Below are 17852 nucleotides of genomic sequence, written 5' to 3' on the forward strand. Positions count from 1 at the left end.
GGTTAAGTAGGTATGATTTAAACTACCTTGTTTTTGATGTAAACCGATTAAATAAAACAAAAAAGCTATTAACCCGTGGGTTAATAGCTTTTTTAATTTTATAATTGGTTACAAAACTAATTGTTTTCTTGTGCGACTAACTGATTGTTTCTATCATAAACACTGTAACTTCCATCAGCTACTTCAACGTATCCAACCATCATAACTCCTCCCGAGCCATTATTTGAATCTTGGCTTGTAGATGTATACAATCCATTTAAATCCAGATAAGCCTCAAAAGTTCCCACTTTACCAAATGTCAATCGTAATGGCACAGCTATCTCTGGGCTAGGATCAAAACCATTAGTATCCCATAAATCAACCATTATGTTATGAACACCATCTGATAACTCACCTGTCCATAAGTTACTTGGATTAGAAGGCTCATAAAGACTTTCTGGACAATCTCCTGTAAAAGCATAAGCTTCAAACGTATCTAAATACACATCAAAATCCATATCGCATAAATGATCATCTAAATTATCATCATCCCATTCCAACAACATCGTAGCATTTTGATTGGTGTAGTTTTGAATGGTAATATTCATTTGAAATGGCTGATAAAAAGCGGCCGTAGTTCTTGAATCACCAATATTAATTACAGCATTTTCCGTATCTTCTATAGTAAAATCTCGATTTATAGTTATAGAAGCCGATGCTGTTGTTTGATATGCCGGAATGTTAATATAACCCGTTGCAGGCAATGAAATATCATTACCATCGGCCGTTCCGCTTTCCTGAAAAATGTATACACGAACCTGTTTATTGGTTGGCTTATCTAAAGTTGCTGTTAAAACAATCTCTTGATCACCTTCAACATCATTAAAAGTAAAACTACCCGTGGAGCTTGTAACCGTTAATGTAGGTTGGTTAGAATCAATATAGACATCTTCAACATCATTATTCTCACAAGATAGTATTGCCAGTGATAATAATGGCAACACCAATACCTTGCATGTATTTATAATATATTTTTTCATTATCTTATTTGTATTAAAGTTTAACGTATGTTGCTGTATAGGTAACAAAGGTTGAGTTTCCTGAAAAACCAATAGTGTATTCTAACGTAATATCTCCAGTTGTTGGATCTACTGTTCCCAAAACGTCAGTTCCTTCCAATAGGTTGCTGTAAATTCCCGCTAGATTTTGCTGTGGGATTACAATACTGCCACAAACTTCTTGAAAAATAAACCCTTCACGAACACCTCCATTTAAAACACCAACATCCCATGTTCCAGAAGTAGCTGTTAAATATTGACCCTCTTCTATTTCAACTAAAGTTTCAGCAGGATGAAAATTACTTGTTCCTGAATCTGATGTTACGGTTAGAGCATACGTTCCTCCTAAATCTGAAGAGCAAGTAGCTTGTAAATAAATGGTAACCGTTCCTGTATTACCAGAAGCCACAATGTTATTGTTCGATGCTGAAGAACCTCCTGTTATATTCAATACTACAGTAGCCGGATTTGCTGGATCTAAAGCCCCAGAATGCACAACGATGGGAAGATTCGCAAACGTATTTCCTCCTTCAATGGTAACAGATCCTGAATTATCAACAAAATCAAATTCAACACCCTCTGTAGCGGTAGATGAAGGATCGAACTCAAACATGGCACTTACATCTTGATCTAAAGGAAAACCATTACCTCCTGTAATACTTAGCGGAACTGTATAAGTGTAATCATCGGCATTGTCATTAAGAAAATAACCTGTAACTTCGGCTGAAGGAAATGCTAATACATAAGGTCCTTCATTAAACACTTGTTCGTCGTCATCCAGCACACAAGATGTTGCTGTTAATGATACTGCAAGCAATATGATAATATATTTTATTGTTTTCATGTTTCTATTTTTTTTAATGTTCGTATCTACTGCATCCAAAACGTGTGTCTATCAAAAGCTGCATTTGCACCTTGACTAGGTACATTAGCTGAATTTGAAGCTAATTCAGCAGTAGGATATAATAAGTTTGATGGAAAAACTGGAGATACTGCTCCAGCAGGAATAGGTATATTTGAAGGGAATTCGGTTCTAACCCTATCCATCCATACTTCAAAACCAGAAATAAATCCTCCAGCTATCCATTTTTGGGTTATTATGGCTTCTATTTCATTCCCTAATCCATCAGCAGAATCCCAATTAATAATAGGATTAATACTATTAGACTCATAATCATTTGCTGCACTAACTGGGTTTGGCACACCTAGCTCTTGGAACGAAGCCGCTATACCTGATCTGTACAAATTACCCGGACTACCCGTAATAAGGCCTCTTTGAGCGGCTTCAGCTTGCAAAAACAAAGCTTCTGACAATAACATTAAAGGTGCGTCTTGTTCACTAGAATTCAAGATTCCTGGACCAAGGTTAGACACTAAATTTGAGTTGTATTGATTATCGTAAACATTCTGTGGCACACCTATATAATCACCACCAACTGGTGTAAACAATCTAGCCACTCGCGGATCATTGTTATCCTTTAGAAAATTCACATAGGTATCACTCCCTCTTGTCGCACCACCATTAGGCCCTGGAGATCCTCCTCCTGCGGTAAACCCATGTACAAAATAAAATGGGTTTTGTTTACCGGCTTCATCTATATATCCTGGATTTACATTTACAGACTGTTCAATAAACCCAACTCCGTTATTCATGATTTCACTATATTCAGCTGTCAAATCTTCGCCTGTATTTACTTGACGCAATAGCATTCTTAATTTAAGAGTATTGGCAAACTTTTGCCATGCTACCATATCACCACCCAAAATAACATCTGTTGTTACAGCTCTGGTATTGGCGTCTGCATTTGCTATCATGTTAATAGCAACATTTAACTGATCGTAAATGGCATCATAAATTGCTTTATCATCATCATAGGCCGGTTGTGTATTTTCACCTCTTTGAAAAGCCTCACTGTAAATAATATCTCCATACATATCCACCAGTGCTGCAAAATGATAAGCTTTCATTATTTTGGCTATTGCCTTATAATAATCATAGCCACCCTCTTCAAAATTTTCTATGTAATGGTAACTGTATAAAGCTAGAGTATAAGTGTTATTCCAAAGTGATTGGTACGTATCATTATTTATGATATAAGATTGTTCTGTTTGGTACCAAACACGATCTCCAGAATCTGAAATAACACCTGCATAAATTCCTCCCAGTAAGTTGAATGAATTATTAGCATTATTGGCATTGTACATCATATCTGCACTGTATTTTTGTGCCGCTGGCAAAGTAAGCTCTGGTGTGGATGATGGTGGATTGGTTGAACTATCATTCACATCCAAAAAATCGTCACTACATGATACCACTAAAGTTAGCATCAAAAAAAGTAACATGTTGATTTTAATATTTCTCATTTTCATAATTTTTAAAAGTTTACATTCATTCTAAATCCGTAAGTTCCTGTTGGAGGTGCTTGACCACTAGAACCTATACCACTAATACCTGTTCCTCCTGTATTAATAGAGAACTCAGGGTCTGTATATCTGTTTTCTTTAGCACGCCACATAACCAAATTATTAGCAACCAGTCCAAATGATAAATTCTCTATTGGAGTTTTCTCTAAAAACTTTGCAGGTAGCGTATAGTTTAATGCCAATTCTCTAATCTTAATAGCAGAAGCATCAACTACATAGTTCTCCTTAATGTTATTGTATGACGTTTGCCAAAAGTTTCTATTACCACCTGAAGTTGTGATATTTTCGTTTGCCACATAAACTCCAGAACCTGGTGATGTTTCATAAGATGAATTAGGGAACACAAATGGCTGTCTATTTGTAGAAGCACTGTGTACAGTTAAACCTGCAAATTCTAACGCTTCTACTACTGTATTGTAGAAAACATGACCTGTTTTATAATCTGCAACTGCTGATAAAGACAGATTTTTATATCTAATGTTGGTTGTTGCACCAATAATTAAGTCTGGTACAGTAGATCCTAAATTTATAAACTCATTAGTTACTAAAGGGTCTCCTGTGTTTTCATCTATAACAACACGCCCTTGAGGGTCTCTAACATAACCAGGTGCGAAAATTGCCGGATAAGCCTCACCTACTTGAGCAAACAAAAATGCTGTATTTTGAAATCCTGTACCTACTTGTAGCCGCTCTGCTCCATCTGCCAATGAAATAACTTCAGATTTATTAGTTGTAACCGTTATACCTAAATCCCATTGAAAATCCTTAAACTTTAGTGGCACTAAACCTAAATCAATTTCAATTCCTTTATTCTGAATTTCCCCAACATTTGTTAAGTATGATGTGGCTCCTGAACCTGCTGAAGATTGCGAAAAGTTTATTTGATCTTCAGATTTCACAAAATAGTAGTTAGCTCCTAACTTGATTCTTCTTTTGAATAATTCAATATTAAACCCACCTTCAATAGATGTTGAGAATTCAGGACTTAAATTAGGATCTACAGCAATTGTTGTTGGTCTTAAGCCTGTAGTGCTTCCAAAAGGAAAGCCTCCGGGAACTTGAAAGTTTTCATTGATCTGCCCTATTCCAGCATCGTTACCCACCTTGGCATAACTGGCGTTAAACTTTAAATAATCTATAACACCACCTTTTAACCCATCAAAAGCATCGGTTGGAACAAAGGAAATACCCGCACTATAATAACCGTAAGAATTATTATCAACTGGTAATGTTGATGAAATATCCTGCCTATAAGAACCTGTTAAAAATAGGTAATCTCTAAACCCAAGTGTTAAATCACCAAAAAACGAGTATAGTCTTTTTTGTGTAGTTCCTTCCCCTCCGGTTAATTCACCTGTTCTTACATTAGTATTGTAAATTACATTGGTAAACAAATTATTTCCACCAATGTTTACTTGCTTACTCCTAAAGGTTTCCACATGGTTACCTAAAATTAAACGTGCACTAAAATCGTCACTAATTTGTTTATCAAAATTCACCAAGAGGTCAGAATTCAATCTAAAGTTTTCGCTCATACCATCTTGTACTGCGTTAACTTCATTGGCCGGTCTTGTGTAGGTAAGTGTTGGATCGTATTGCCAAGCTTCCTGTGTGTTTTTAAAACTACTATTAAACCATGTTCCACCTAAAGTATAGGACGCTGAAATCCAATCATTGAATTCATAATCCAATCTTGCAATACCCTGTAATCTGTTAGATCTTGAAGTGTTTCTATTTTGATCTATTACCTGATATGGGTTTTTAAAGTATGCGTTAAAATACGTGTCTGGAGTTGAAAACTTATCGGTTCTCCAGTTTCTATAATCTGAAATTGGAATATGACCTGGCGTATTTAAAAGGATTCTGTAATAGCTACCATCATTTGGACTTGCTCCTGCTACATCTGTTTTATCTTGAAAGAAAGATACAGATGTTGATGTTTCCAACTTCCCACTTTTGCGTGTTGAATTAAACCTAAAATTATCTCTAACATACTTGTCTCCAGGGGTCACGCCAGTTCTATCAACCCTTTGAGCGGAGAAAAAATATGACGAGTTATCACCTGCACCACTCAACGATATATCGTTTTGTAGAGTTACACCTGTTACAAAAAAGTCTTTTTTGTTGTCCTTAATTGGCGCATAGGGCAATACTTGATAGGTACCATCTGAAAGAATAGGACCAACCCTTCTTGGAAGACCGTCATATCGTGGCCCCCAACTTTCATTTTCAATAGGGTCATATTCAAAATTTTGAGTAGAGCCACTTCCAAAAAGTGTTTGGGTTTCTGGGAAATATTTAACGTTTTCGAATGTAGCTACCGAATTGAAGCTAATGCTTATCTTTTCGTCTTTCTCCCCTCTTTTTGTTGTAACAATTATAGCTCCATTTGCTCCTTTTGAACCATATAAAGATGCTGAAGACGCCCCTTTAAGTATATTTATGGATTCAATATCATTAGGATTTAAATTGTTTAGTGCTCCTTGTGATTGGGGCACACCATCAACAACTATTAAAGCTCCGTTATTACCTGTTAAAGAACTGTAACCCCTTAATACAATAGTAGATGATGGGTTTACACCATTATCACTAGTGTTAATATTAAGGCCCGAAGACTTACCTGAAAGCGAGGAAGCCACATCTACAGGTGCTGCCTGTACTAAAGTTTTACTCTTAAGTTCTGTTGTGGCGTAGGCTAATTGTTTGGGCTTTCGTTTAATACCTAAAGCAGTAATAACAACCTCATCTATGGCTGTTACATCTGGCTCTAGTGAAACATTTATTGTATTACTGGAACCCACAGTTTGTTCAATTGTTTTATAACCTAGAAATGAAAATGATATAACATCATTTTCGTTGACAGAAAGACTAAATTTTCCATCAAAATCTGATTGGGTGCCATTTGTTGTTCCTTTAACTAAAATATTCACCCCAGGAAGTGGTAAACCCGACTCGTCAGACACCACACCTGTTATTGACTTTTCTTGTCCGTATGAACAAATTGAAAAAAATACGAATAAGAAAAAAAGCTTGTAACCTTGATTCATTGATATTATTTTTATGTTAATAATATGCTAATCTACTTGGTAACATGCTGCCCTATTTTACTCTTGATGTATCTAACTTATATTTTGATGTGAATAACTGTTTTTCAAGGAAAAGTTCAAATTGCTTTCAAATAAGTGTTATATCCATTAATTTTTAAGCTATAATCTCATAAAATTCCTAATAGCGACTTTCTAATTTATTTTTCATATTTATTCATTGTCTTGATTTTTGAATTGTACAACTTATATTTTGCTGTTAATGACTTATAATTTGATTTAAGTTGTGTTAAAGACCCCTACGCAATAAATTTAAATATGTAATTTGCATTAAAAAGCAAAAAGTAATAACAAGAAAGTTACCACTAATGACAGTAAAAACTATTATTATAGATGATGAACCTTTGGCTAGACAGCGCATCAAAATATTATTGAATGACGTTCCTGAAATAGAGGTTATTGATGAATGTTCGACTGGAAAAAAAGCCATAAAGAGTATTGATACTCTGAACCCTGATTTAATTTTCTTGGATATTCAATTAAAGGATATGACTGGTTTTAATATTCTTGAAAAAATCAGTCCAGAAAGCAAGCCTATGGTTATTTTCATTACAGCCTATAATGATTATGCTCTTAAAGCTTTTGATGTGTTTGCTTTTGATTATTTACAAAAACCCTTTAAGGATGATAGGTTTTATAAATCGACACAAAAAGCCATTGAACAACTTAATCAACAACATAACTCATCGTTTGAAGAACGTGTTGAAGATTTACTAAAATATATAAACTCGAATGACAAAAACCCACTTAACAATTCTAAACGCATACCTATTAAATTGGGTAATCGAGTACTTTTTATTGAAAGTGACAATATTAAATATATAATAGCTTCTGGGTATTATGCCGAAATTCATACTGATGAAAAAAAACACTTATTAAGAGAATCATTAAATAACTTAATAAACGATTTACAACCTGAAAAGTTTATAAGAATTCATCGTTCAACAATTATAAATTTAGATTATGTTAAAGAGCTTATTCATTCTAACTATGGTGAAATAGACGTAAAAATGACCGATAATAAATTATTTAGGATAAGTAGAAGCTATAAAAAGGATTTTATAAAAGCAATAGGTTTAAAATGATTAGGGAAATAGATAAAAAATTAATCCGTATACTTTTAAGTTTTTATTCAGTATACTTTTTAATCAATATCCTTCAAAGAGTATATTTAAAATCTAACGGGTATGGTTATAGACATATTAGCTGGAGTCAATTGCTTGTTGAAAACACGGCTATTGAGATAATTAATACCATTCCTCTTATGCTTTTAATCATTTATTTTTCAAGATGGATGATTAAACAAAACTTCAACTTATTCAATCTTATTATAATTCATGCTTTAGTTTCAGTAGTAACAGGAATACTATTTTCATTTTTTTATGTCTTTTTGCAATTTTTAGCCGGAAACATATCTTACGAATTAACTTTAAACAGTCTTTTTACAAGTTCAGTAAGATATCTAAGCACTCATTTTCTTATATACTTCACCAGTGTATTCATTATCAATACTTATTTCTATTTAGAAAAAAGTTTAAATGTTGAAATCCAAAAAATCAATATAGAAAAGCAGCTTGCCCAAGTAAAGGTTAACATTTTAAAATACCAACTTCATCCACATTTTTTCTTTAATACGCTTAACAGCATATCTAGTTTAATTGATATTGATACAAAACTAGCCCAAAATACCTTGGCCGATTTTAGTGATTTTTTAAGAGATATATTATTTCTTAAAGATTCTAATTTATTACCTATATCAGTTGAAATGAAAGTGCTTAAACGCTATATTGGCATAATGGGGATTCGGTTTTCTGACCATTTAAATGTTTCTATAAATTTAGAGGAAGATTTAGATGATGCTTTAATACCTAGTTTAATTTTGCAGCCCATATTAGAAAACGGCATTAAACACGGTTACTCTTATGACGCCACCGATTTAAAAATTGACATTGACATTTTTAAGAAAGATTCCCAGCTTTACATAGAAGTAATTAATAACGGAGAACCATTATCTGAAAACTATAAATACGGAACTGGACTGAAAAATACCATTGAAAGGCTTAAAACTTTATATGGTGATAACTACACTTTTTCAATTGAAAACAGAAAAAACAGGGCAGGTGTAAAAACTAAAATGATAATACCTTTTTCACAAGAACAAGTTTAACAGGTAAAAAAACCGTTTTTATTAAATGCATAAAGAAAATCAAACACTTTTGTATTTGGCTTGTTGTAACGGGAACAGGACTCGAACCTGTGAATTTTTGGTTATGAGCCCAACCTTTACCCCTTTGTTAACACATAGCCAATAGCCGTTTTGATTCTATTAAAAATCCGTTAGATTTGTAATTGTAAACATAATTAAAATAAACACACTAGTGTGTTTATTCATACGTTGGCAACAAGCTGACCAAAAACATCTGAATTGAAAATTAAACAGAGTTATTTAAAAGGAAAATCCGTTTTCATAGTTTCATTGCTCGTAATCGGAATTACAATTCTGACTGTTTATCTGACAGGAATTAATTACAATCGGAGTCTGACTTCAAATCTATACTTGTCTTTAGGAATTATAGCAATATCACTATTCTTATTTATGACTTATGGACTTTATAATGGAATTGGATTGATTGACAATTTCCCGAAATTTCGAAATTTTAAACGAGGAGATATAATGGGAAATACGTCACCTACTTTCGACACGCCTTCAATTGATGTTGGAGATGGAATTGGAGGATTGATTTTATCAATTCTCTTGTGGATTGGAATGACAATTTTGCTAATTGTATTGTTAATCTTTTTAGAAGCAATTTTTTGGTTTTCCCTTTTTATAATTTTAGCAATGCTCTATTGGATTTTTTTCAGAGCATTAAAATTCGTTTTTAATAAATCAAAAGATACAAAAGGAGATATTGGAATTTCAACAATTTACTCGCTGACTTATACTCTACTCTATGTTGGTTGGATATTCGGAATAGTATATCTGACTGAATTAATTAAATAAGCATAAATTGAAAAGCAAGGTTTTAACACTTTTAATGATTGTAACTTTATCTAATGTGTTTGGACAAACATCTGACCCAAAATATTTACGACACGACCATAATTACAGCACGACTTATTTTTATGAAGTCACTGAAATAACAATCCATTCTGACTCAACTTATACCTTGAAAAGTTGGAGTATAAACAACAAAAAAGAGTGTAAAAGCTATAAGGAATATAAACCTGAAGTTAGTAATGGCAAAATCACTCGAAATGGAGAATTTCTTACTCTGACTGAATACAGAAACGGAAACAAAACGGATTTTAATTGGACTGTAAAGGTTTTTGAAAAGCGATTAAATTTTTACTATCCAAATAAAAATGGAAGGTTGATAAAAAGCGCTAAATTCAAAAGGATTTTATAAAACATAAAAAAGCCAGTTGCCAACAAAGTACTGTGGTAAAAACCATTACCAAATCGCCTAGTTCTCTAGTCGCTTTTTTGTGAATTTTAAATCAAGGAATTCCGAATAATATCACCAGGGAAATTTGAAATAGAGGGCATAAAAAAGCCTGTATGATTAATGGATTTTATTTGACCATAGATACCCTACATTTTTCGTTTCCAATATAGATTGTCCATTTTTATTAGTTATTCAGATAGGAGTTCCTATAATTTTAATTATAAATCCTTATAATTTCACCTTGTCCTCTTCCCTCTAAACTTTTAACATAACCGCTAATAGCTTGCTTCATTGAAATTGGTAAGTGACCCGGAAAATAATTTTTATATTTTTCATAAGCATCTTCAACCAGACCAAGAGAAACGGTATTTATTCGAATACCATTTTCTATTTCTAACGCTACAGCTTTTGTAAAACTATGTATGGCGCCATTTACCATAGCAGCACTAGTAGTTTTTAATACAGGATCATCTGCCAATATACCTGTTGATAATGTTATAGACCCATTGGCATTTAAATAATCTTTCCCTATTCGAACAAGATTAACCTGTCCCATAAGTTTACTTTTAAGCCCAACGTAGTAATCGTCTTCAGTAAGATTATTAAAATCGTCCCATTTGGCTTCGCCTGCGACACATACAATAGCATCTAATTTCCCCGTATTTTCAAATAGGTTTTTAATAGAGTTACTATCTGTTATATCTACAATAAAATCACCGTTTGTTCTGCCGGCAATTAACACATCATGTTGTTGTTTAAAATGTTCTGAAACTACTTTCCCTATGGTTCCATGACCACCTATTATTAATATTTTCATGTTATGTTATTTAAAATTTGTGCTCAAAATGAAATCCTAGAATACTAAAACCTTCTTTATAATAGAATTTATGAGATCTTGAATTACTTACATAAGTATTTAAACCAATACATGTATATTCATTTTTTAATGCCCATTCTTTTATTTGACTGATTAAGTAATTTCCTAATCCTTTAGATTGAATTTTAGAATCAATAATAACATTATCTAATTCCAAATGCTTACCTCTATAAATGCGAATAGTTGTCCAACCACTAGAGACTCCTAATAATTCATTATCACTAAATATAGCAAAACAAGTATAATTAGGAAGTTTAACCATTTCAATTAAGGTATCATTTAAAAAACTAATATCCTTATTTGGGTTTAATTGATGTACTAGTTGTAACAAATCGTTTTTATAATCTATTGGATTGATAAGCTTAAATTCTATATTTCTCATTGATAATATGTTTATAGAGGTTGCTAATTTATAGTCTATTTGTATATGGTTTTAATACTATTTACGGACTGCTATTTCTTGAAGATGAATAATCACTATGCAACAACTAATTAGCTATTTTAGTTTTGTACTTCCCAAATTTTTATGGTTTTATCTTTACTTGGTGAAGCTACAAATTTTCTGTTTGAACTAACATCCATGCCTAACCCTATATCATTATCATGAGCAGATAGTGTTTGTATAACTCTTTCCTTTTCAACATCCCAAAGAGTTGCCAATATGGGTGTTGTAAAACCTGTGAAACTAAAATGATACTCTAAAAATTCACCTAACGCCTTTTTGTCTGTTCCACCAGCTAATACACGATTATCATCAATAAAAACTACCGAATGAATGGCTTGATTATCTCCTTTTAAAGTATGTAAAAGTTCCCAGTTTTTTGCAGCCCAAATTTTTACAGTTTTATCGTCTCCTGCACTAGCTAAAAACTTTCCATTTGGACTGAAATCCATAGATAATGGCACTTGCGAATGCCCTAAAATTGTTTTAACTAATTTACCTGATTGCATATTATAGACTCTAATAGCATTATCGCTTCCAGAGGCTAACAACAACTCCCCTGAAGGATGAAAGATTACTTCCCAAATATTATGATTAGCATCTTTAAACTCATGCTTTAATTCACCTGTTTCTACATTCCAAACAGAAATTTTGTCGTCATTTCCGCCTGCTGCAATTAGTTTTCCATTAGGGCTGTATGTTATAGACCATAATGTACCCTCATTTCCTTCTAAAACACGAATTAAAACTCCTGTTTGTACATCCCAAATTCTAGCTTTCCCATCATAAGAGCCTGTGCAAACTGTTTTCCCGTTTGGGCTAAAATCAACTGAAGGTGTTCCATATTCGTGTGGCAAATCATGTAAAACTTCACCTGTAATTGTATTCCAAATTTTTGTATTGTTTTCAAGTCCGCCACTAACCATTAAACTATCATTTGGTCCGAACTTTACTTCCCAAACTTCGTTGGTATGATGTGTATAGGTTTTAAACAATGTAAGGTCATTACCTTCAACTAATGTAGGTTGTTTAAATAATTGGAAATATATAATAGTAAGTAATACTGCTATTATAGTGAGCAAGCTCCATTTTTTAATTTGTTTCTTTTTCATCTTAACTCCTAGTTTGTAATTTCTGAATCATACGTTTTGCCGATTCTAAATTGGGGTCTAATACTTTCGCTTTTTTATACGCTGTTAAGGCTTTTTCTAGTTGTTTGTTTATAGCGTAGGCTTCACCTAAACTATCCCAAGTATTTGCGTCTTCAGGAAAAGACATAGTATTCGCTTTAAAAATTAAAATCGCATCCTCTATTTTACTTTCTTGTAATAACGTGTAACCAACTTGGTTTAAAATTGATTTTTTATTTCTTTTTACGGTGGCATGTAGAGCTTCTAAATATGCTGTTGCAAACGCATCCTTTATAGATGTTTTTATATTGGGTTGTACGCCTACTCCTTCCCAATTAGATTTTGTGCTTGGATGGATAGCTTCGATATATGGAATTGAAATTGAAAACTGATTGTTAATAGTAACACGCTTGGTTCTATTAGCGCCGCCTTTAGTGATTTCGCCAATAACTATTGCTTTGTTGTAATGTTTTAAACTATAGGCAAATGCTTCAGCTGCAGAAAAAGTGTTCTTACTAGTTAAAATGTAAAGTGGTGTATTAACCATTTTTGATTCTTTAATCGTGTTTAATGTATAAAGTTGTGTTTCTGAATTTGTTTTACGCTCATAAAAATTGCTCAACAAAACAGGATTGTCTTTAAAAAAATAACTCGATAATAATTGAATCATACTTGGTACTCCTCCTTTATTATAGCGTAAATCTATAATAATGGCATTGGTGTTGCTTAAAAAATTCATTGCAGCAATAGCAGCTTCTTCTGCGTATTTTGTATCTGCAAATAGACGAAGATTTAAATAACCTATATTGCCATGTAGTATTTTAGTTTCCATAAAACCAAAATTAATTTCAGCCATTTTTTTAGCCATCATTTGTTCTTTTTTCAAGCGTATATCTTCTGAAAACATCTGTTCCCTATTGGCTATTGGTTTTGGTTCGTAGTTTACCTTAATATGCAAATCTTTACTACTATTTTGAAGATCTTTTGTTAAGGCTTCAGAAAATTCTGTAGGATTATTTATTGTCTTATATTTTTTTGATTTTAAATTAATATTCAAAACCTCGATCATTTTGTTGGCTTTTTCTAGATTCACATAAGTGGTTTTTAAGTGTGATTGAATTGTAGAAACAATTTTTCTCTTTTCGCTTTGGGTCAATTTACTGTTGGGTTCCTGTGCTGAATTGGTTTGAGACAACAAACAAAATGCAGCAATTACTATAAGTTTAAAATAGAGCTTCATGAAGTTTTGAGTTTTAAAATGATTTGAAGCAAACGTATCATGAAACCTGTACTTTGTAAACTATATTTCATCAATGCAAACGTTTTAATCATGAATTATTACATTGAACGCACAACCCCATTTTAAGCATAAAACGATAATGTTTATGCAGCTTTTTGATGTGCTGATGCAAATTCTAACAGTATAAATACAATTATCATTAGTTTTGACTCATGATTGCGTTTATTAAAAAATACAAAGCATTTATAATCGGGTTGCTGCTATTTAGAGTAATTGTAGTATGTCTATCTTACTTTGAAATCATTTATATAGACAGTTCAGAAGTTTTAGCAAATACTTTAAGCTTCATTTTTGGTTGGCTAATCACATCCTTACCTATTCACTATTTTTCTTTCTTAAAAAAGCATAAAACAATTAGCGTAAAACTATCACTACTAATTATCTTGTTTATTCTGGTAATGGCAAACGATAATCAATCACAAATAATTGACAACCCTTTAACTTTTGTAGGTTTAATTGTTATAGCTCTTGGTTTTTTTTCAATTATTACGCCTTCTTACTTTAAAAAATACGCCCTCATTATTGTTGGATATTATGCTTTAACTTTAAGCTATTTCTATTATGTAAGAGTTTATGTAAATGATCTTAATTATTATTTACAGCAAGAAAAAGAGCTAAAAATTATTTTAACTGTACCGCTTTTTGTGTTATTAATAGGCTGGGCTTATCAGCAATGGAAATGGATAAAATCAGTGGAATCTAAAAAAGCCAAGGCAGAATTAGCCTTATTGAAAAGTCAGATTAGTCCGCACTTCTTTTTTAATACTTTAAATAATTTGTACGGATTAACTATTGAAAAATCTGATGATGCACCAAATGTGGTTTTAAAATTATCAGATATGATGCGTTATACCATTTATATGGGACAAGAAGAAAAAGTACTCTTAAAGGACGACATTACTTATTTAAAAAACTACATTGATTTGCATAAAATTAGGTACCATAAATCTGTAGACATTAGGTTTAAAGAAGATAGCAACCCTAATATTAAAATTGCGCCTTTGCTACTGATTCTACCACTTGAAAATGCTTTTAAACATGGTGTAGAGCATTTAGCTGAAGAGGCTTACATTCATATAGATTTAAAAACCGATAACGGGATTATATATTTTACTATTGAAAATAATTTTGATTCAAGTATTACAACTAAAAAAGTTGGTATTGGGTTAGATAATTTAAAACAACGCTTAAAATTACTATACCCAAATATGCATAATCTTAAAATTGAAGTTAAAGAAAACAATTATAAACTATCACTTAAAATACACACCGTATGATTCAATATATCATTGTAGATGACGAGCCTATTGCACATCGTATTATTGAAAAATATTGCGATGCTTTTCCACACCTACAAAAAAAAGGAAATTGTTACAATGCTTTTGAAGCTATGCAGTTTTTAAACGAACATACTGTAGATTTACTTTTTTTGGATATTAACATGCCCAGATTATCAGGCTTTGAATTTTTAAAAACACTAGCTAATCCGCCAAAAATAATAGTAACTACTGCCTATAAAGAATTTGCTTTAGAAGGTTACGAACTCAATATTTCAGATTATTTACTAAAGCCTTTTAGTTTTGAGCGTTTCATAAAAGCGGTAAACAAAGCTATAACCAATACTAAAACACAATCAAACTTGCCTGAAAGCTCAACTACAAAAAATGTTAGTTTTTTTGTTAAGACCGATAAACAACAACATCAAATTCATTCTGAAAACATTATGTTTATTGAAGCTTACGGGCATTACACAAAAATACATTTAAAAGATAAGATGATTTTAAGTAATCATAAGATATCTGATTTAGAAACATTATTGCCTTCTAGTTATTTTTTTCGCGTGCATAAATCGTTTATCGTTTCCAAGGATAAAATAAACTATATTGAAGGCAACCGAATTATAATCAATACGCATAAAATTCCTATTGGACAGACGTATAAAAGTAAGGTGATTACGCTTTTAAGTTCGTAAACTATGATTAATCATTGTTAAAATTCTTATTTATTAAAAATTAGCTGCCGCAAACACTACCTATCAAAAAAAACTTCAGGACACAACGCATAGCCAAACCATATATATTCGTGACTTTGTCATTTGTAGCATGAGCAGGACTCGAACCTGTAACCTCCGGAATTTGAACCCAAAAACACAATCTATTGATATACAATTATTTAATCTTGATGATTTTCTAAAATCGTATGCACTTTTGTATTCTTGCTCAATTAGGTCGTTAAAATTACGCATAAAAAAATGGTTTTGCGTAAACAAAACCATTGATTAAAAACCGATTATCGATAGTAGCGGGAACTGGACTCGAACCAGTGACCTTCGGGTTATGAGTTTGAACCCTAAAAATCTAAAACGCTGTTTTACAGTGTTTTAATTTCACTTATTTTTCAAAATCGTATGCATTTTTGTATGCAAAACGTATGCAGTTTGGAATTGTAGTTAAACATAAAACTGATAATCAAATTTAGTGGTTTTTTTCCATATAATCTTGCCATTTAATAAGAACATATTTATCGTTACCGTTCTCCTTCATGCTCAAAAAACCATATTCGTAAGCAAATAGATAAACATCCCCTTTTTGGTTCTTCCAGTAATGGGTAAAGAACTTCGGATCAAACCCCTCAACTATCAACACCGATTGCCTCACCACCGCCTTGCCTGCTTTGTTGAACTCTTTTAAGATTCTTCGGTTCAACCGTAGTTGGTTGTCTACCTTATTGTAAAAACGTTCTGGACGTTCCCTTTCTATTTTGTACTGGTGTGCGCTCTTACACCTGGGGTCACAGTACTTTTTATCGATTCTTCCTTTTAATGGCTTTCCACAGTTAAGGCAATTTTCCTGTAATCTCTTCATTCTATTAAATTAAGTGTATTTTATCCGCAAGTTATTCGAATAAAATACGGATTATATTTTTGTTTTGGCATAATTTGACCAAAAAAAAATGGAATTACATAAAACTGTCACATTAAAACACCTTTTGATTGACCAAAAAAAATGTATCGGAATCCAGTTCAATTCCGACAAAGTATTACATGCACTTGTTGAAGGGCTTCCCAATGTTTCATGGAGTACCGAGTTTGCCATGTACTACCTTCCAAACTTGAAGTCCAATTTAGACCTGATTTTCAAAACTTTCCAAGGCGTGGCTTGGGTCAATGGCAACTATTTCTTTCAGGAAAAGGTCTTGAACAACAATAACCCGGTCATTAAACTTGACAAGTACAGAGAAAGAAAACTGGAGATTGGTTACAGGGCATGCCCAGAGTCGTACCTGCTTAAACTGGAACTGAAAAGATATTCCGCAAATACCATTAAAAATTACGTGTCAAGTTTTGAAACGTTCATCAACCACTTCAAGGATAAAGAGCTCAATGCGATCGATGAGCAAGACATAAGAAAGTATCTCCAACTTCTCATTAAGGACGGTCTTTCTAACTCTCAGGTCAACCTGGCCATCAATAGCATAAAGTTCTATTACGAAACTGTCCTTGGTATGCCCAACCGCTTCTACTCCATAGAGCGTCCTCGAAAGAAAAAGACCCTGCCCAAAGTCTTGTCTAAAAAGGAGGTCTTGAGAATGATCGACTGTGCCGGCAACATCAAGCACAGATGCATTATTGGCTTATTGTACTCTTCCGGACTGAGACGCAGTGAGCTATTAGAGTTGCTCACAACAGATATTGACAGTGAGCGAATGGTAATCAACGTCAGAGGGGCCAAAGGGAACAAGGACAGGGTTACCGTTCTTAGCCCAAAGCTTTTAACCGACTTGAGGAGCTATTACAGGGAACATAGACCTGAAAAATACCTGTTTGAAGGTCCCAAGGGAAGTAGGTATAGCGCTTCAAGTGTTTTAAAAATCGTAAAAAGAGCTGCAATCAGAGCTAATGTGAACCAAAAAGTAACACCGCACATTCTAAGGCACAGTTTTGCTACCCATCTTTTGGAAGAGGGTACCGACCTAAGGCATATACAGCTGTTATTGGGACATAACTCTACCAAGACAACTGAAATCTACACCCATGTCGCAAACAAAACCTTTGGTAAAATAAAAGATTTGCTATCTTAGGCGTATAAT

Annotated in this window: 16 protein-coding genes and 1 tRNA gene; 7 read left to right on the forward strand and 10 right to left on the reverse strand. The window is 32.9% G+C overall.

Features of this window, described 5'->3' with window-relative positions:
• Positions 1 to 116 precede the first annotated feature (116 nt).
• From MTX13_RS10410 to MTX13_RS10425, 4 genes are read right to left on the reverse strand one after another with little or no spacing between them, the layout of a single operon-like run.
• Positions 117 to 1019, reverse strand: a complete 903-nt coding sequence (locus MTX13_RS10410; RefSeq protein WP_250434682.1) for a hypothetical protein — start codon at positions 1017 to 1019, stop codon at positions 117 to 119.
• Between the two features lie 13 nt (positions 1020 to 1032).
• Positions 1033 to 1881, reverse strand: a complete 849-nt coding sequence (locus MTX13_RS10415) for a hypothetical protein (protein WP_250434684.1) — start codon at positions 1879 to 1881, stop codon at positions 1033 to 1035.
• Between the two features lie 26 nt (positions 1882 to 1907).
• The gene (locus MTX13_RS10420) at positions 1908 to 3401 is read right to left on the reverse strand and encodes a SusD/RagB family nutrient-binding outer membrane lipoprotein (protein WP_250434685.1); all 1494 of its coding nucleotides are present in this window, start codon (positions 3399 to 3401) and stop codon (positions 1908 to 1910) included.
• 11 nt (positions 3402 to 3412) lie between these two features.
• Positions 3413 to 6508 (reverse strand): SusC/RagA family TonB-linked outer membrane protein, encoded by a 3096-nt coding sequence (locus MTX13_RS10425; RefSeq protein WP_250434695.1) that lies wholly within the window; start codon positions 6506 to 6508, stop codon positions 3413 to 3415.
• 365 nt (positions 6509 to 6873) lie between these two features.
• Between MTX13_RS10425 and MTX13_RS10430 the strand changes: the two genes are divergently transcribed.
• Both MTX13_RS10430 and MTX13_RS10435 read left to right on the forward strand, forming a co-directional pair.
• Positions 6874 to 7650, forward strand: coding sequence for a LytR/AlgR family response regulator transcription factor (locus MTX13_RS10430; protein WP_250434697.1), 777 nt, complete (start codon positions 6874 to 6876; stop codon positions 7648 to 7650).
• Complete coding sequence (locus MTX13_RS10435) at positions 7647 to 8732, forward strand: sensor histidine kinase (protein WP_250434698.1); 1086 nt, start codon at positions 7647 to 7649, stop codon at positions 8730 to 8732. Before MTX13_RS10430 ends, MTX13_RS10435 begins: the two co-directional genes overlap by 4 nt.
• A gap of 66 nt (positions 8733 to 8798) precedes the next feature.
• On the opposite strand, the gene MTX13_RS10440 is transcribed toward MTX13_RS10435, so the two are convergent.
• Positions 8799 to 8858: transfer RNA gene (locus tag MTX13_RS10440), tRNA-Ser, on the reverse strand.
• A gap of 132 nt (positions 8859 to 8990) precedes the next feature.
• Between MTX13_RS10440 and MTX13_RS10445 the strand changes: the two genes are divergently transcribed.
• Both MTX13_RS10445 and MTX13_RS10450 read left to right on the forward strand, forming a co-directional pair.
• Complete coding sequence (locus tag MTX13_RS10445) at positions 8991 to 9569, forward strand: hypothetical protein (protein WP_250434700.1); 579 nt, start codon at positions 8991 to 8993, stop codon at positions 9567 to 9569.
• Between the two features lie 34 nt (positions 9570 to 9603).
• Entirely contained in the window at positions 9604 to 9975 is a 372-nt protein-coding gene (locus MTX13_RS10450) for a hypothetical protein (RefSeq protein WP_250434702.1), read from the forward strand.
• 253 nt (positions 9976 to 10228) lie between these two features.
• On the opposite strand, the gene MTX13_RS10455 is transcribed toward MTX13_RS10450, so the two are convergent.
• The 4 genes from MTX13_RS10455 to MTX13_RS10470 all read right to left on the reverse strand — a co-directional run bounded on the left by MTX13_RS10455 (position 10229) and on the right by MTX13_RS10470 (position 13703).
• Positions 10229 to 10831: a short chain dehydrogenase gene (locus tag MTX13_RS10455; protein ID WP_250434704.1), complete on the reverse strand. Its 603-nt coding sequence runs from the start codon at positions 10829 to 10831 to the stop codon at positions 10229 to 10231.
• A gap of 10 nt (positions 10832 to 10841) precedes the next feature.
• Entirely contained in the window at positions 10842 to 11273 is a 432-nt protein-coding gene (locus tag MTX13_RS10460) for a GNAT family N-acetyltransferase (RefSeq protein ID WP_250434706.1), read from the reverse strand.
• Between the two features lie 119 nt (positions 11274 to 11392).
• Positions 11393 to 12445 (reverse strand): WD40 repeat domain-containing protein, encoded by a 1053-nt coding sequence (locus tag MTX13_RS10465; protein WP_250434708.1) that lies wholly within the window; start codon positions 12443 to 12445, stop codon positions 11393 to 11395.
• A gap of 1 nt (position 12446) precedes the next feature.
• On the reverse strand, positions 12447 to 13703 hold the full coding sequence (locus MTX13_RS10470; RefSeq protein ID WP_250434711.1) for a S41 family peptidase: 1257 nt from the start codon (positions 13701 to 13703) through the stop codon (positions 12447 to 12449).
• Between the two features lie 212 nt (positions 13704 to 13915).
• On the opposite strand from MTX13_RS10470, the gene MTX13_RS10475 reads away from it, so the two are divergent.
• A complete protein-coding gene (locus MTX13_RS10475) occupies positions 13916 to 15040 on the forward strand; it encodes a sensor histidine kinase (RefSeq protein WP_250434712.1) in 1125 nt (374 codons plus the stop codon).
• The gene (locus MTX13_RS10480; protein ID WP_250434715.1) at positions 15037 to 15735 is read left to right on the forward strand and encodes a LytR/AlgR family response regulator transcription factor; all 699 of its coding nucleotides are present in this window, start codon (positions 15037 to 15039) and stop codon (positions 15733 to 15735) included. Before MTX13_RS10475 ends, MTX13_RS10480 begins: the two co-directional genes overlap by 4 nt.
• Positions 15736 to 16237: 502 nt before the next feature.
• Here the strand turns inward: MTX13_RS10480 and MTX13_RS10485 are convergent.
• Positions 16238 to 16627: a hypothetical protein gene (locus MTX13_RS10485; RefSeq protein ID WP_250434716.1), complete on the reverse strand. Its 390-nt coding sequence runs from the start codon at positions 16625 to 16627 to the stop codon at positions 16238 to 16240.
• Positions 16628 to 16715: 88 nt separating this feature from the next.
• Here MTX13_RS10485 and xerA point away from each other — a divergent pair, with 88 nt between their 5' ends.
• Positions 16716 to 17843 (forward strand): site-specific tyrosine recombinase/integron integrase, encoded by a 1128-nt coding sequence (gene xerA / locus MTX13_RS10490; protein ID WP_250434717.1) that lies wholly within the window; start codon positions 16716 to 16718, stop codon positions 17841 to 17843.
• The last annotated feature ends 9 nt before the right edge of the window (positions 17844 to 17852 follow it).

Origin of the sequence: Hanstruepera flava, from assembly GCF_023634025.1 — a bacterium.
In the GTDB taxonomy this organism is placed as follows: Bacteria; Bacteroidota; Bacteroidia; order Flavobacteriales; family Flavobacteriaceae; genus Hanstruepera; species Hanstruepera flava.

Coding starts and splice junctions, on each gene's coding strand:
- MTX13_RS10410 (WP_250434682.1), bottom strand. CDS start 1,019: ATGAAAAAATATATTATAAATACATGCAAGGTATTGGTGTTGCCATTA.
- MTX13_RS10475 (WP_250434712.1), top strand. CDS start 13,916: ATGATTGCGTTTATTAAAAAATACAAAGCATTTATAATCGGGTTGCTG.
- MTX13_RS10415 (WP_250434684.1), bottom strand. CDS start 1,881: ATGAAAACAATAAAATATATTATCATATTGCTTGCAGTATCATTAACA.
- MTX13_RS10435 (WP_250434698.1), top strand. CDS start 7,647: ATGATTAGGGAAATAGATAAAAAATTAATCCGTATACTTTTAAGTTTT.
- MTX13_RS10425 (WP_250434695.1), bottom strand. CDS start 6,508: ATGAATCAAGGTTACAAGCTTTTTTTCTTATTCGTATTTTTTTCAATT.
- MTX13_RS10470 (WP_250434711.1), bottom strand. CDS start 13,703: ATGAAGCTCTATTTTAAACTTATAGTAATTGCTGCATTTTGTTTGTTG.
- MTX13_RS10450 (WP_250434702.1), top strand. CDS start 9,604: ATGATTGTAACTTTATCTAATGTGTTTGGACAAACATCTGACCCAAAA.
- MTX13_RS10485 (WP_250434716.1), bottom strand. CDS start 16,627: ATGAAGAGATTACAGGAAAATTGCCTTAACTGTGGAAAGCCATTAAAA.
- MTX13_RS10420 (WP_250434685.1), bottom strand. CDS start 3,401: ATGAGAAATATTAAAATCAACATGTTACTTTTTTTGATGCTAACTTTA.
- xerA (WP_250434717.1), top strand. CDS start 16,716: ATGGAATTACATAAAACTGTCACATTAAAACACCTTTTGATTGACCAA.
- MTX13_RS10465 (WP_250434708.1), bottom strand. CDS start 12,445: ATGAAAAAGAAACAAATTAAAAAATGGAGCTTGCTCACTATAATAGCA.
- MTX13_RS10455 (WP_250434704.1), bottom strand. CDS start 10,831: ATGAAAATATTAATAATAGGTGGTCATGGAACCATAGGGAAAGTAGTT.
- MTX13_RS10480 (WP_250434715.1), top strand. CDS start 15,037: ATGATTCAATATATCATTGTAGATGACGAGCCTATTGCACATCGTATT.
- MTX13_RS10430 (WP_250434697.1), top strand. CDS start 6,874: ATGACAGTAAAAACTATTATTATAGATGATGAACCTTTGGCTAGACAG.
- MTX13_RS10460 (WP_250434706.1), bottom strand. CDS start 11,273: ATGAGAAATATAGAATTTAAGCTTATCAATCCAATAGATTATAAAAAC.